We start from the raw sequence: 14761 nt of genomic DNA, 5'->3' as shown, positions 1-14761 counted from the left end.
TCAAAGTAGCATAACGTAAATCATTAGTTTACGATCCATTCATGGATCAATATTCACCAACGTAGGCAATGCCCTGCTCAGAGTATTCGACTGAACAGGGCTGCTCTATTTTATCAAGGCGCCTGGGAAGGACATCTGTCGCCAAGCCTCGTATAACACAATTGAAACAGTATTGGACAAATTCAGGCTCCGGCTTTCCGCTCTCATGGGCAAATACAGACGCCTGTCGAGAGAGAGCCCTTCAAGAACGGCTTCAGGCAAACCTCTCGTCTCAGGTCCGAACAAAAAAGCATCCCCAGACTGAAAAGCCACTTCACTGTAAATTTGCCGGCCTTTGGTAGTCAGTGCAAACAGCCGTTCAGGCTTGATGTTATCCATAAAAGCGGTCAAGGAAAAATGTTCCTTGACATCAACCCACTCATGATAATCGAGCCCAGCCCGGCGTAGCTTTTTATCATCCAGCTCAAATCCCAAAGGCTTAATCAAATGCAATTGAACACCCGTATTCGCGCATAAGCGAATAATATTGCCGGTATTCGCGGGAATTTCCGGCTCATACAAAACAATATGAAACATCTTAAACTTTATTGTCTATCCCGACTGGCGTCAGTTTCCAGATATTGTCGTTGTAATCAGCAATCGTTCTATCCGTGGAAAATTTACCGCTGGCCGCACAATTCAAGATGGCTCTTATTGGATTCCAGGGAGATACCCAACCATTGCTGAAAGCTTGAATTTGAGGTTCAGTATCCCCAGATAGGACGGATGATTACCTTACCTCAACTATTAGACAATGCCAAATGCTTTGAAACGATTCGCGTCCTGCGCTGGCCGGATAAAGTCTCTTGTCCCCATTGCGGCTCAGAAGCCATAATCAAGCAGGGCAAGGATGATACCCAGTCTGAAAGGCAGCGTTACAGCTGCAAGGCCTGTCAGCGCAAATTCGACGATTTAACCGGTACGATTTTCGCGGGTCACCATCAACCCTTGAAGATCTGGGTGCTGTGCTTGTATTTTATGGGCTTGAACTTATCGAACGCGCAGATTGCCCGTGAGCTGGATTTAAATGAAACGGACGTTCAGCCAATGACCCAGCAGTTGCGGTCAGGGATCGTCAGCAAAAGACCAGTGGTGGTGCTGGAAGGCGAAGTCGAATGCGACGAAGTTTATGTGGTAGCCGGGCATAAAGGCCAACCGGAAGCCGTAAAAAAAAGGCCGAAAAGGTCGGCGTAACCGCTTAAAAGGTGCGCGTGGACGCGGTACGCTGGCCAAGGAAAAGCCGCCGATATTGGGCATGATTCAACGCGGCGGACCAGTGGTCATTCAGATGCTGGACAATGTTCAGCAAACGACCATCCAGCCTGTGATTCAAAGCACCATAGCGCCGGGTACGCTCATTTACACCGATGAATATGCGATTTATGACCGCCTGGAGTCATGGGGATACGCGCGAAAAAGCGTTTGCCATGGTGCCGGGGAATATGCGCGCGATGAGGACGGTGATGGGTTTTATGAAGTGCATGTGAACACAATGGAAGGGTTTTGGTCGCTGCTGCGTTCCTGGTTACGCCCGCATCGCGGGATTTCTCAAGCGCATCTGCCCATTTATTTAGGCTTTTTCGAGTTTGTCCATAACGCCAGAAAACGCGGTAAAGCGTTATTAAGTTCTCTGTTGGAGCTGATTATCAGCTAACTCCCTGGAATCCATTATGAGCCTTCAAGATACTCATACGAATCCAATGTTCTTTATCGCGATAAGCTTCTTCTACATGATTCTGCGCATTAACATAACTGCGGAAATCGGCAATGGTCATCCAGGGATCATGCGGACTTTTTACCGAGGCAATAATATCGTCGAATATGTTCGGCTCGAACTGATTGAAGTGTCCGCATTCCAGCAGGTTCATAACCCGCTGCAGATCCTCATCCTGATTGATGATTGAAACAGGATCATAATGGTGACTCAATTCTTCAACCTGCTCTTCTGTCAATCCAAACAAAAAGAAATTCTCATGACCGACTTCTTCCCGAATTTCGATATTAGCCCCATCCAGAGTGCCAATCGTTAGAGCACCGTTCATCATGAACTTCATATTACCCGTACCGGAAGCTTCCTTGCCGGCCGTTGAAATCTGCTCTGAAAGATCTGCTCCCGGACAGATTTTTTCCATGGCCGACACCCGGTAATTAGGCATGAAAACCAGTTTCAACTTGTTGCCGATATCGGGATCGCTATTGATGACATGGGCGACATTGTTGATCAGCTTTATAATCTTTTTAGCCATGTAATAACCCGGCGCGGCCTTTCCGCCGATCAACACACAACGATTGGTCCAGTCCACCGTGTCGCCGCGTTTGATGCGATCATACAGATAAATAACATGGAGTACATTCAGCAATTGACGCTTATACTCATGAATGCGCTTTACCTGCACGTCAAATAAGGCATCAGCGTCCAGTTCGATATCATGTTCCTGTTTTTTATAATTGATGAGCCTTTCCTTGGCATTTTGCCGAACCTGATACCAGCGCTTGCGGAACGCCTTATCGTCGGCGAACGGTTTCAGATTTTTTAATTGAGATAAATCGGTCAGCCAGCCATCGCCTATAGTTTCAGTAATCAGTTGCGCCAGTTCCGGATTACAAGCTGCCAGCCAGCGGCGTGGCGTCACCCCATTGGTTTTATTGTTGAATTTCTCCGGCCAAAGCTCGTAAAAGTCCCGAAACAGACCTTGTTGCAGCAGCTTTGAATGCAGTTCGGCAACACCGTTGACTGAATAGCTGCCGACTATCGCCAGATAGGCCATTCTGACCTGTTGCTGCGGACCTTCCTCAATCAGGGACATGCGCGTCAACCGATCTATGTCTCCGGGCCAATGCGCTGATACTTCGGCCAGGAAATGGGCATTGATATCAAAAATGATCTCCATCAACCGGGGCAGTAATTGCTTGAACAGATCGACCGGCCATCGTTCCAGGGCTTCCGGCAAGAGCGTATGGTTAGTATATGCCATCGTGTTGCGGGTAATATGCCAGGCCTCATCCCAGTCCAGGCCGTACATATCGATCAGCAGGCGCATTAATTCCGCAACTGATACACTCGGATGCGTATCGTTCAGCTGGAAGCAGTTTTTCGCCGCAAATTCGGAGAAATCGTTGCCATGCCGTCCGACCCAATTGGCAATCACGTCCTGCAGGCTTGCCGAGGCAAGCAGATATTGCTGACGCAAACGCAGAGCCTTACCGTTTTCGTTGGCATCATTCGGATACAGAACCATGGTAATATTTTCGGCTGTATTCTTAGCCGCGACCGATTCAGCATAATCGCCGGCATTGAACTCCTGCAAATCAAACTCTTCCGTTGCCGTAGCTTTCCATAAACGTAGCGTATTGACTGTACCGTTTCGATATCCCGGAATCGGTGTATCAAACGGAACAGCCAGTATGTCATGCGTATCGACCCAATAGACTTTTTTATTGCCGAAATCATCGACATGAGTCTCAGTGCGTCCACCAAACTTAATGCGATGCGTATACTCAGGACGCTCGATTTCCCAGACATTGCCGTTACGCAACCAATGGTCCGGTTTTTCCACCTGTTCACCATTGACGATATCTTGGGAAAACATGCCATATTCATAACGCAAGCCATACCCGGTCACGGGCAACTGCAAGGTCGCGCAACTATCAATGAAACAGGCCGCCAGGCGGCCCAAACCGCCATTGCCGAGACCAGCGTCCGGCTCGCTATCGATCAATTCTTCAAGCTCCAGCCCCAATTTATACATGGCATTATCGACGGCGTCATTAATATCCAGATTAAGCATGGCATTGCTTAATGTGCGCCCCATCAAAAATTCCATGGATAAATAGAAGGCTCTTCTGCAATCCGCTTCCCTATAAGCATTATAAGTTTCTTTCCATCGCTCTATAAGCCGGTCACTGACAACCATGGCCAACGCTTCATAGGCGTAATGCGGCGATTTGCAGTGTTCATCCCTGCCAAGCCTGTGCCCGTAATAATGCTTAAAACCGGCCACCAAGTGTTCTTCATCCATGCCTAAGCCTGGAAGCGTAGTAATTGCAGGACTGGGTTTACTTTTCTTGAAACGTCTATGCGGCATAATTTTTAATACTTGAGGAGTTTATATGAAATCGATGTTAACTATTAAACACATCCTGATCAAGTCTGGGTACCATGAGCATGGCTATTTTTCAGGAATTTTTAAGATCATTAAGTGTTGGCTGCTTATACAAAAATGGCCGGAGAGATCGGAAAACATGTAACTTGAACATATTATCCCGATCTCTCCGGCCATTTTTGCTTAACTGCCGGCAAGCGGATTATCTAAAGGATCAACTTAACTTACCATGGCATTGTTTATATTTCATGCCTGACCCGCAAGGGCAAGGGTCGTTGCGTCCTACTTTATCGCTGGCACGGACAAAAGGCTGTGCAACCTTTTCCTCTGCCGGAATCTCCTGTGGCGACTCTTCCAGAGCCGAGGCCTCCGCATGTTCGAAATGCATCTCTTTTGGCGCCTGCATTTGCTCATCAAGAGCCTGCACATCTTCTTCCTGACGGACCTGCACTTTCGCCAAAATCGTGATAACTTCGTATTTGATATGATCCAGAAGATTGCTGAACATCTGGAAAGCTTCACGCTTGTATTCCTGCTTGGGATCTTTTTGCGCATAGCCTCTTAAGTGGATACCCTGACGCAAGTAGTCCATGGCGGCCAGATGCTCTTTCCAACTGTTATCCAAGACTTGCAGCATGACCGACTTTTCAACATGCTGTAAGACTTCCTTGGAAATCTGCTGCTCCTTATCCTTATGGTTTTGCTCCAGAATATCAATGATGCGATTGCGCAAGGATTCTTCCTGCAGCGTATGATCTTCATCAAGCATTTTGCGCACGGGAATATGAACATTGAAATCCTGATGCAAATGTTCTTCCAGACCGCTTATGTCCCACTGCTCTTCCATGGTTTTAGGCGGGATATACTGCGTAATGACATTGTTGACGACATCTCCGCGTATCGCCGAAACAATGTCGGAAACGTCTTTCGCGGCCATCAGTTCATTACGTTGTTCATAAATCACTTTACGCTGGTCATTGGCGACATCGTCATAAGCAAGGATTTCCTTACGGATATCAAAGTTACGTGATTCGACCTTGCGCTGGGCGTTTTCTATTGAACGTGTTACCCACGGATGCTCGATCGCCTCTCCGTCGCCCATGCCTAATTTCTGCATCAGGCCTGCTACGCGCTCCGAAGCGAAAATACGCATCAGATCATCTTCCAGTGACAGATAAAATCGCGTTGAGCCCGGGTCGCCCTGACGGCCGGAACGGCCTCTTAACTGATTGTCGATACGACGCGATTCGTGACGCTCCGACCCAATCACATGTAAACCGCCGCTAGCGATGACCTGCTCATGTCTGTCCAGCCAGGCGCCGCGAATTCTTTCCTTCTCAGACTCAGCCTCATCTTCACCCAAAGCAGCCAGTTCCGTCTCCAGGTTACCGCCGAGCACGATATCGGTTCCGCGTCCGGCCATGTTGGTCGCGATCGTGACGGCGCCAGGCATACCTGCCTGTGCGACAATATGCGCTTCACGCTCATGCTGCTTGGCATTGAGCACTTCATGTTTGATGCCCTGCTTTTTCAGTAACGCCGATAGCCGCTCCGAGTTCTCGATTGATGTCGTACCGACCAGAACCGGTTGGCCGCGCTCGACGCAGGCCTTAATATCTTTGGCAACGGCTTCATATTTTTCACGTGCGGTCAGATAAACCACATCACCCAGGTCCTTACGAATCATAGGACGATGCGTCGGCACCACGACCACTTCAAGACCGTAAATTTTGTTCAGCTCGAACGCTTCGGTATCAGCTGTACCGGTCATGCCTGAAAGCTTATGATACAAGCGAAAATAGTTCTGGAAGGTAATCGAAGCCAATGTCTGGTTTTCATTCTGGATCGCGACATGCTCTTTCGCTTCAATCGCCTGATGCAAGCCTTCTGACCAACGCCGGCCCGGCATGATACGACCGGTGAATTCATCGACGATGACCACTTCATTATTAGCGACGATGTAATCGACATCTCTTTGAAACAGCACGTGCGCCCGTAGAGATGCGTTCAGATAATGCATCAGGCGGATGTTGGCCGCATCGTAAAGACTGCTGCCTTCCGCCATCAGGCCATGCTCGACCATCAAGCGCTCTACGCGCTCATGGCCTTCTTCGGTCAGATAGATCTGGCGGACTTTCTCATCGACCGTATAATCGCCTTTCTCGCCCTCTTTTTCCTGCTTGGTCAGGAACGGTATGATCTCATTAGTCTTGACATAAACTTCGGTGCCTTCCTCGGTAGGACCGGAGATGATCAGCGGTGTTCTGGCTTCATCGATCAGGATCGAATCCACCTCGTCGACGATGGCAAAATGCAGATCACGCTGAACTTTCTGCTCCAGACTGAATGCCATATTGTCGCGCAGATAGTCAAAGCCGAATTCGTTGTTGGTTCCGTAGGTAATATCGGCCGCATAAGCCTGGCGCCGCTCACGGCTATCCAATTGGCTGACGATGACACCGGTCGTCAATCCTAAAAAGCTGTACAGGCGACCCATCCACTCCGAGTCGCGCTTAGCCAAATAATCATTGACAGTCACGACATGCACGCCGTGGCCCGGCAACGCATTCAAATAGGCCGCTAGCGTCGCCATCAGGGTTTTACCTTCACCGGTTTTCATTTCAGCGATTTTGCCGTCATGCAGGATCATGCCGCCGATTAGCTGTACATCGAAATGACGCATGCCAAAGACGCGCGTAGACGCCTCTCTGACTGTTGCGAATGCCTCGGGAAGCAGGTTATCGAGCTTTTCGCCTTGCGCTAGACGATCACGAAACTCCTGCGTTTTCGCCTTTAGGGCCTCATCAGATAATTTTTCGTATTCAGAAGCTAATGCATTGATCTTTTTGACCAACTTCCTTTTATTCTTTATAAGCCTTTCATTACGGCTTCCTACAACTAATCTAACCAGCTTACCGAGCATATTTTTTTCCGGTGTTGTATTTAGTAAAAAATTGATTCAAAACGTTGGATTATATACTGTCTAATTTTTTAGTTACAGCTAAAAACACCCTTAAACTATGGGGTCAAAAGTTTGAATATCAACAAAGAACACTATATAGATTGATCTTAAAGGTTTCGTTCAGGGAACGAGGTTTCACCTTTTTGTTGTGTGCCTTGCCCGGCGACATGAGCCAAAAGGCAGGATTGCTAATACCAGCGAGGGCTTGATCAGGCAATTGAACCCATCAGCAAATAAAAAACAGCTGGCTTTAACGTGTACAGCCATGAAAAAATATCGCCTCATGGCGGCCGACTCTCCCTCGATCAACCGCAAGCGGCAAAATTTTTAGGATAATTTATATGTACCCAGCTCATCCCGGACAAATTATCAGCTTTTCTGCCGATGCGGGTACTTTTAGTGCGCAAAGGCCAAATCAATTTTCCGCTCATTAAAAAAGTCAGCCCGACCACTTAAAATGCAACCAGAAGAAGCTCGAAGATCTTGCGTGGCTATCCGTCAGGTCAACAGGCCTGCCGCATAAGTCTGATAAAATACAAGCACGCACAAGGTCTGGTTGCGTTAATATCGATGCTGGACATCAGCCGTGTTCTGAACTTAATTGAGCGGCGAACAATTGCCTAGAATATGTTGAACATACACTTTTTTGATTAACCTATAAAAAATCAATACTCATGAGAATCAGCTTTATCGCCTCACACGGTGGCTCTTCCGCCAGACACATCATCGCCGCTATTAAGCAAAAAACCTTGACCGCCGAATTGGGCGTGGTCATCACCAACAATTCCGATTCGGCCATATTGAGCTGGTGCCAGGAGCAGAGCATTCCCGTGCATTTGATCAATGCCAAAACGCATCCCGATCCGGAAAGCGAAGACTTGGCGATTATGAATGCACTGATTGAAGCCCAGACCGATCTTGTCGTGCTATCGGGTTATATGAAAAAAATCGGCCCACATACGCTGGCCCGCTTTAACGACCATATCCTGAATATACATCCGGCTCTTTTGCCGAAACACGGCGGTCAGGGCCTCTATGGCGATCGCGTCCACGAAGCCGTGCTGAAATCGGGCGATGCGGTTTCCGGCGCATCCGTGCATCTGATCAATGACCGCTATGACGAAGGCCCTGTGCTCAAGCAGAGCCATGTGCCGGTTTTGCCGGATGATACAGTCGCATCTTTACGGGCACGAGTACAAGCTACGGAAGGTGATCTTTATCTGGAGACGCTTAAGGACATCATTGAGGGAAAACTATAATGCAGTCAGCTACAGCTTTGATCAGAAAATCAATCCTGGCGCTTTTGATTGCCGGTAGCGCAGGCTTGATGCTGCCAGGCTGTGAAAATAAGCCGGCCTCGGCTGACAAAGGCGATCTTACCAGCCTAAAAGGCTTAACGGATGATTCTGAAGATCGGCAAGGCGACGTTCAAGACTTTACTGATCTAAGCGTATTAACTGACGCTTTCGAGAATCAACGCGGCAATATTCAGGTCAGGCAAACCGGCACGATTATAAAAACACTGCCTGATGATACCAATGGTTCGAGGCATCAGCGCTTTATCGTACGGCTGAGTTCAGGCCAATCCGTACTGATCGCGCACAATATCGATCTAGCGCCCAGAGTCGAGGGCATCAGAGAAGGATCGATGATCAGTTTTTCTGGCGAGTATGAGTGGAACAATAAAGGCGGCGTCATACACTGGACGCATCATGATCCGCAAAGTCAGCATGAGGGCGGATGGCTAGCCTATAACGGCAGGAAATATGAGTAACTTGCCGCGCTTGAACAAGCGGATATAAAAAAGCCGTAGCAGCCTTTCGACTGCTACGGCTTGGATTTTGCGCAATTAGAGAACGGTTACTTCTTCTGCTTGCGGGCCTTTTTGGCCTTGAGTTACAACAAACTGCACTCTTTGCCCTTCATCAAGGGACTTAAAGCCGGAGCCGTTAATGTTGCGGAAGTGAACAAACACATCAGGACCGTTTTCTTGTTGAATAAAGCCGAAGCCTTTTTCAGAGTTAAACCATTTAACGGTACCAGTAGTCATGGAAGCCATAATTGCAATCCTATTAAATAAAAATTAGTAATTTAGCCTGTTAAGGCTGGTGGAGCTGGGAAATGAAGAATTACTTAATGATAAACAGGACGAGCAACTACAGAGGAACTTCGTAAAGATAAACATGCGGTAAATCGTATTTCAAGCTAACGTGCATTCTATATGGGCATTTTGGGCATGTCAATTTATAAAATCAGCCTGCTCCAGATAATCGGCCGCTATAACTCCGGCTTGATTCTGAGCTAACCGGTCGATCCAGCCGAAGAAATTATCGCCTTTGGCCGCCGACAGTTTGATGCTCTGAATGGCGGGATTCATCTGTCTGGCATATCGCATGTAGCGCTCGACACCAAGGTCGACATAAGGCCGCAAGTCTATCTTGTTGAGCAGCATTAAACCCGCCGCATGAAACATGTCAGGGTACTTGAGCGGTTTGTCATCGCCTTCCGTAACCAATGACAAGTCATGCATGGTTTTTCTCCCTGCATGACTTTGCCTGCTGCCGCCAGAAACCAAGTGCCGGATTGTCTAATAACAGCGCCGCGAACTGACTGGCCAGCATTAAACAAATCTCGGCTTCAGGACTCAACCCGGAGCCGAGTTCAAACTGCTGAGCCTTGATGCTCAACAGAAAACACGGTGGAGGCATTTGCTTTTTGACAGCCTGATATACGGCCAGAACCGCAGACGGGCTGAGCGTATGCGTGCTATAGCTTTTGTCCCGGGCGGATTTTAGCTCGGTAAAGTCAAATACGCTTGAGCAGGATACGGACGCATCGACAAACAAGACCAAGGCTCTGTTCTCAAGATCCAGTGCATGTTCGATCTGCAACTGAAAATCAGACAGTATATCGATATCGTCCAGATCCAAGCGGGATTCCACAAACTCCAGCAGCCGCGGCCCCAAGGCATCGTCACCGCGACTGAGATTGCCGTAACCAAACAACAGAACCGGCTTAACCATCCAGGTTATGCTCAAATTCGCCGTCGCTGTGCCTGACCAGTTTATCGATCAGCCTGCCTTCCGCATCGATCAATTCCAGCTGCAACGGCATTCTGCCTACGGCGTGCGTCGCGCAGGACAAACAGGGATCATAGGCACGAACAGCGACTTCCAGATTGTTTAGTAACGGCTCTGTCAACTCCTGGCCGGACAGATACTCCGCCGCGACCTGCCGCACGGACTCATTCATGGCCATATTATTGCTGGTCGTCGAGACAATCAGGTTCACCTTGGTGACGAGGTCATCTTCATTAACCTGATAATGATGAAACAACGTGCCCCGCGGCGCCTCGATCACGCCGATGCCTTCATAGTGTTTTTCGCCTTGCGTGACCAGATCATCGCTCATGATTTCGGGATCGTTCAGTAGTTCCTTGATGCGTTCGGCGCAATGCAGGGATTCGATCATCCGCGCCCAGTGAAAGGCCAGCGTGCTATGCACCATGGCTTCACCTCCATGCATTTTGAATTCCAGCCGCTCGGCTTCCGCCAATGGCGTATCGATGAAATTGCAGTTATTGACGCGTGCCAGCGGCCCTACGCGATACCAGCCTTTTTCCTTGCCCAGCGACAACAGATAAGGAAATTTCATATAGCTCCATGAGCGCACCTCTTCATGGATATAGTCGTTATATCGGCAATAATCGACATGATCGATGATAACCTCGCCTTTATCATTCTTGGCGCGCAGGCCGCCATGATACAGCTCCAGCGCACCGTCTGGCCTGGTCAAGCCGAGGTAATTGCTGCGTATGGTGGCAAACTCGTCATAATACGGCAGATTGGAGCCATGTATTTTCTTAACCAGTTCCACAGCCCCTGCCGCCCAGGCTATCATCTGTTCGACATCCTGTAGCAGATAGTTGCGCTCTGCCTGGGTCAGCGCCTTGTTCATGCCGCCGGCGATGGCGCCGGTCCCATGTATGCGTTTGCCGGTAATCATGCGGATGACTTCCTGGCCGTATTTGCGCAGTTTGACGCCCTGCAGGCCGATGTCCGGATATTGATCCAGGACGGCAATGATATTGCGCTTATTGATATCACTTTCAAAACCGAACAGCAAATCCGGGCTGGACAGATGAAAGAAATGCAAGGCATGGGACTGAAGAACCTGTCCGAAGTGCAACAAGCGTCGGAGCTTGTCTGCAGCGGGCGGCAAATTCTGCGGGTCAACGCCGACTAATTGATCGATAGCCTTGCCGGCGGCCAGATGATGGCTGACCGGGCAAATGCCGCACAGGCGCTGCACGATAACCGGCAATTCCCAGTAGGGCCTGCCCTGAATAAAGCGCTCGAATCCGCGGAATTCGACGATATGCAGCCGTGCCTGTTTGACTTGATTGTCCTGATCCAACAGCAAGGTGATCTTGCCGTGCCCTTCGACGCGCGAGACCGGATCGACGGCGACGCGCCTCAGATTTTCCGGATTTTCGGCCGTTTCTAAATAGTCGTACATAATTGCCTAGTCGTAGTGAATCAGTTCATAAGGCAGCGATGGATCACGCCCATCCAGCACATCGGTCAAAAACTTCCAGAAGACATCAGCCGCCGGCGGACAGCCCGGCAGGAAGTAATCGATCTTGACGACTTCATGCACCGGATACACCTTGTCCAGCAACAAAGGCAACTCAGGATCGCTGGGTATTTGCGGGTTTTCCACACCGATTCCGTCCAGATAAGACTCGCTCAGACATTCTTCCAGCGGAATATAGTTTCTGTACCCGGGCAGGCCGCCGTTAATGGCGCAGGCTCCGACAGCCACCAGAATCTTGCAGTGTTTGCGAAATTCGCGCAGGGTATGAACATTTTCCGAATTGCAAACCCCACCCTCGATAAGGCCGATATCGCATTCGGTGCAACGCTTTATATCGGTGATGGGCGACCGGTCGAATGCAACCAGATCGGCCAACTGCAACAGACGCTCATCAATATCAAGCAACGACATATGGCAACCGAAACAGCCTGCCAGTGATACGGTTGCCACTTTGATTTTATCGGCCATGATCGCCCTGCTCCTGTTCCAGGCTGATTTCTGAAATATCCTTGTGATCAAACTGGCGCTCGCCGATCGGGACAGTAAAACCAGTGCGCTTGACCAAAATGGCCCCGGTGGGGCAGATATGCGCAGCCTGATCGTTGACATCCAGAGCGGTATCTTTTAACAGCCCGCTTTCAGCATTGAAGATCAGGCGCTTGTTGATGCCGCGGCCGCTGATCGCAAACACGTCCTTGCCATCCCTGTGGCTGGCACGCACGCATAACGTGCAAAAGATGCAGCGGTTCAGATCGACCAATATATCAGGATGCGAGGCGTCGAGTTCGCGCGGCTGGAAGAAATGCAGGAAATGATTGTCGAGCATGTTCAGATAATAACCGACGGCCTGCAGCTGGCAATTGCCGCTTTTCTCGCAACCGGGGCACAAATGGTTGCCTTCCACGAACAGCATTTGCGTGATTCTGCGCCGGTCGTCATTCAGCTCCTTGGTATCATTGAGTATTTCCTGGTCGTCCATAGCCGGGAACGTGCAGGCCGAACAGGCCCGGCCATTCACGGTCACCGTGCACAACTTGCAGCTGCCGTGCGGCGTGAATTCAGGATGATGGCATAAATGCGGAATATAAACGCCCGCGGCGGTCGCGGCCTCAATGATGGTCTGGCCGTCCTCAAAAGGGATGATCTTACCGTCAATCGTGATGGATTTAGTCATGATCGCCTACCTGAGATAAATGCGCGGCAGCATCGTCGCGTTGCGCCAGCCGCCTGGCGATATCGAGCGCGCCATCCAGATCAAATCCCGGCTCATAGCTGATTTTCTTCAATTTGTTCTGATAAAGCTCAGGATAACGCTCCAGAGTCGTCAGCACCGGGTTGGCGGCCGTTTGCCCCAAGCCGCAGTGACTGTAGCCTTTGATCAACCGGCCCATTTCTTCAAGCGCCGCGACATCGCCAGCCGAGCCATGCCCTTCATAAATTTTATTGACCTGCTTCTTTAACAGCGAAGTGCCAACCCGGCATGGCGTACAGAACCCGCAGCTTTCGTGCGCAAAGAAGTGCGTGAAGTTATGGACGATATCGAAAATGTCCCGGCTTTCGTTAAAGATGATGACGGATCCGCCGGTCGCCAGATCCTCGAACGCCAGCTTGCGGTCAAATTCCTGGCTGGAAATAAAGGTGCCGGAAGGGCCGCCTATTTGCACGCCTAACACATTTCTTGCACCGCATTCATTTAATAGCGTCTGAACGGTTGTGCCGAATGCATACTCGTAGATGCCGGGCCTGGCGCAGTCGCCGCTGATGCTGAGGATTTTCGTACCCTGCGATTTTTCCGTTCCTGCTTTTGCGAACCAGTCGGCACCGTTGACGGCAATCGCGCTCGCAGCAAAAAATGTCTCGACGTTGTTGACTACCGTTGGTTGGCCAAGATATCCCTGAGTCACAGGATAAGGCGGACGATTACGTGGAATGCCGGCTTTACCTTCCAGCGATTCGATTAACGCTGATTCTTCACCGCAAATATAAGCGCCCGCGCCGAGGTGGATGTCAATATCGAAATCCAGCCCTTCCCTGAGAATATTGATACCGAGCAAACCGGCCTGTCTACGCTGATCGAGAATGTCCTGCAACTGGTCATAAAGGTGCAGATACTCGCCGCGCAAATACAGGAAACCCTGTCTGGCCCCGATAATGACCGCGCATAGGGTCATGCCTTCAAAAACCTGATGCGCAAATGAATTCAACAGCACCCTGTCCTTGAATGTGCCGGGCTCGCCTTCATCGGCGTTACAAACCACGTAGCGCTCGCTCTGTGCTTCACCGGCGCAAAAAGCCCATTTCATGGCTGTCTTGAAACCGGCTCCGCCACGTCCTCGCAGCCCCGACTGATCAATTTCCGCCAGTGTCTCTTTTAAGCCTCTTTTAAAGGCCGATCTGAGTGCGGCGCCCTGCATGATGGGTTGTTTCAACAACAACCCCGGCCTGACTATGTTATCGTCAACATAGAACAAGTCAGCAGGCCAAGCTGCCAATGGTTCTCGGCGATTGATTAAATCGGCAATCCGGTCAATCCGGGATCGGTCCAAACGGGTTAAGGCATAGCCGTTAACCATGCCGGCGGGCCCCTGATCGCACATGCCGGTGCATGAGGTATTGTCGAGACTGACTGCCCCGTCTTCCCGAACCGCACCGACAGCGACGTTTAATTTATCGACCAGATAGTCGGTCAGGCTCCTCTTGTCCTGCATGTGGTCGGCAATGCAATCGCTGATCAACAGCTCATAGTGTCCTCTGGGAGCCAAGTGCAAAAAGCTGTAGAATTCGACTACGCTAATGATTCGGGTTCGGGGAATGGCCAATAGCCCGGCCAGCTGTTCTATCGCCTGCTCTGGAATATAGTGATAGCGGGACTGGATCTCTCGCAGGATTTGAAGCAGCTGTTTTGCTTGATTGTTGTGCTTTTCTGCGAGATCCTGAATGAATTGTTTCATTTTATCCACCTGGCTGGATCTTTACGGTTTGAGAAAATGAATTTCTTTGTCACTATATGACAATCTTTTAAATAATCCAACACTCCTGTAAAAATACTTTTCACAAGTAC

14 protein-coding genes and 1 pseudogene are annotated in these 14761 nt (G+C 49.8%); 4 read left to right on the top strand and 11 right to left on the bottom strand.

The features are described 5' to 3' along the window. Window positions 1-105: 105 nt before the first annotated feature. Complete coding sequence (gene trmL, locus METLU_RS0115990; RefSeq protein ID WP_027159102.1) at window positions 106-576, bottom strand: tRNA (uridine(34)/cytosine(34)/5-carboxymethylaminomethyluridine(34)-2'-O)-methyltransferase TrmL; 471 nt, start codon at window positions 574-576, stop codon at window positions 106-108. A gap of 1 nt (window position 577) precedes the next feature. Continuing rightward, window positions 578-688, bottom strand: a pseudogene (locus METLU_RS29195) (glycogen/starch/alpha-glucan phosphorylase); the annotation flags it as partial. 77 nt (window positions 689-765) lie between these two features. Between METLU_RS29195 and METLU_RS28430 the strand changes: the two are divergent. Both METLU_RS28430 and METLU_RS28425 read left to right on the top strand, forming a co-directional pair. Beyond that, window positions 766-1233 carry an IS1/IS1595 family N-terminal zinc-binding domain-containing protein gene (locus METLU_RS28430; protein ID WP_231383518.1) on the top strand — a complete coding sequence of 156 codons (468 nt, stop codon included), beginning with the start codon at window positions 766-768 and terminating at the stop codon, window positions 1231-1233. A 31-nt stretch (window positions 1234-1264) separates the two neighbouring features. After that, window positions 1265-1693, top strand: a complete 429-nt coding sequence (locus METLU_RS28425; protein WP_231383524.1) for an IS1595 family transposase — start codon at window positions 1265-1267, stop codon at window positions 1691-1693. Here the strand turns inward: METLU_RS28425 and METLU_RS25580 are convergent. Then, window positions 1686-4124 carry a glycogen/starch/alpha-glucan phosphorylase gene (locus tag METLU_RS25580; protein WP_051299943.1) on the bottom strand — a complete coding sequence of 813 codons (2439 nt, stop codon included), beginning with the start codon at window positions 4122-4124 and terminating at the stop codon, window positions 1686-1688. The two genes, METLU_RS28425 and METLU_RS25580, sit on opposite strands and share 8 nt — an antisense overlap. A gap of 232 nt (window positions 4125-4356) precedes the next feature. Next, window positions 4357-7065, bottom strand: a complete 2709-nt coding sequence (secA, locus tag METLU_RS0115965; RefSeq protein ID WP_027159101.1) for a preprotein translocase subunit SecA — start codon at window positions 7063-7065, stop codon at window positions 4357-4359. Between the two features lie 713 nt (window positions 7066-7778). Between secA and purN the strand changes: the two genes are divergently transcribed. Both purN and METLU_RS27425 read left to right on the top strand, forming a co-directional pair. Then, window positions 7779-8363, top strand: a complete 585-nt coding sequence (purN, locus tag METLU_RS0115960; RefSeq protein WP_027159100.1) for a phosphoribosylglycinamide formyltransferase — start codon at window positions 7779-7781, stop codon at window positions 8361-8363. After that, a complete protein-coding gene (locus METLU_RS27425; protein WP_196806552.1) occupies window positions 8363-8878 on the top strand; it encodes a DUF3465 domain-containing protein in 516 nt (171 codons plus the stop codon). Before purN ends, METLU_RS27425 begins: the two co-directional genes overlap by 1 nt. A gap of 75 nt (window positions 8879-8953) precedes the next feature. Here METLU_RS27425 and METLU_RS0115950 read toward each other — a convergent pair whose 3' ends face one another. From METLU_RS0115950 to METLU_RS0115920, 7 genes are all read right to left on the bottom strand, one after another. After that, entirely contained in the window at window positions 8954-9154 is a 201-nt protein-coding gene (locus tag METLU_RS0115950) for a cold-shock protein (RefSeq protein WP_027159098.1), read from the bottom strand. Between the two features lie 189 nt (window positions 9155-9343). Next, entirely contained in the window at window positions 9344-9634 is a 291-nt protein-coding gene (locus tag METLU_RS0115945; RefSeq protein ID WP_027159097.1) for a P-loop NTPase family protein, read from the bottom strand. Beyond that, a complete protein-coding gene (locus tag METLU_RS0115940) occupies window positions 9627-10127 on the bottom strand; it encodes a hydrogenase maturation protease (RefSeq protein WP_036243196.1) in 501 nt (166 codons plus the stop codon). The genes METLU_RS0115945 and METLU_RS0115940 overlap by 8 nt, the downstream gene beginning before the upstream one ends. Next, a complete protein-coding gene (locus tag METLU_RS0115935; RefSeq protein WP_027159095.1) occupies window positions 10120-11622 on the bottom strand; it encodes a Ni/Fe hydrogenase subunit alpha in 1503 nt (500 codons plus the stop codon). Before METLU_RS0115935 ends, METLU_RS0115940 begins: the two co-directional genes overlap by 8 nt. Before the next feature lie 6 nt (window positions 11623-11628). Beyond that, the gene (locus tag METLU_RS0115930) at window positions 11629-12168 is read right to left on the bottom strand and encodes an NADH-quinone oxidoreductase subunit B family protein (protein ID WP_027159094.1); all 540 of its coding nucleotides are present in this window, start codon (window positions 12166-12168) and stop codon (window positions 11629-11631) included. Next, the gene (locus tag METLU_RS0115925) at window positions 12158-12874 is read right to left on the bottom strand and encodes a 2Fe-2S iron-sulfur cluster-binding protein (RefSeq protein ID WP_027159093.1); all 717 of its coding nucleotides are present in this window, start codon (window positions 12872-12874) and stop codon (window positions 12158-12160) included. Before METLU_RS0115925 ends, METLU_RS0115930 begins: the two co-directional genes overlap by 11 nt. Next, complete coding sequence (locus METLU_RS0115920; RefSeq protein WP_027159092.1) at window positions 12867-14651, bottom strand: NAD(P)H-dependent oxidoreductase subunit E; 1785 nt, start codon at window positions 14649-14651, stop codon at window positions 12867-12869. The genes METLU_RS0115925 and METLU_RS0115920 overlap by 8 nt, the downstream gene beginning before the upstream one ends. Window positions 14652-14761 lie beyond the last annotated feature (110 nt).

The organism is Methylobacter luteus IMV-B-3098 (assembly GCF_000427625.1).
Taxonomy (GTDB): domain Bacteria; phylum Pseudomonadota; class Gammaproteobacteria; order Methylococcales; family Methylomonadaceae; genus Methylobacter; species Methylobacter luteus.
This window is presented reverse-complemented; position numbering and strand designations above follow the sequence as displayed.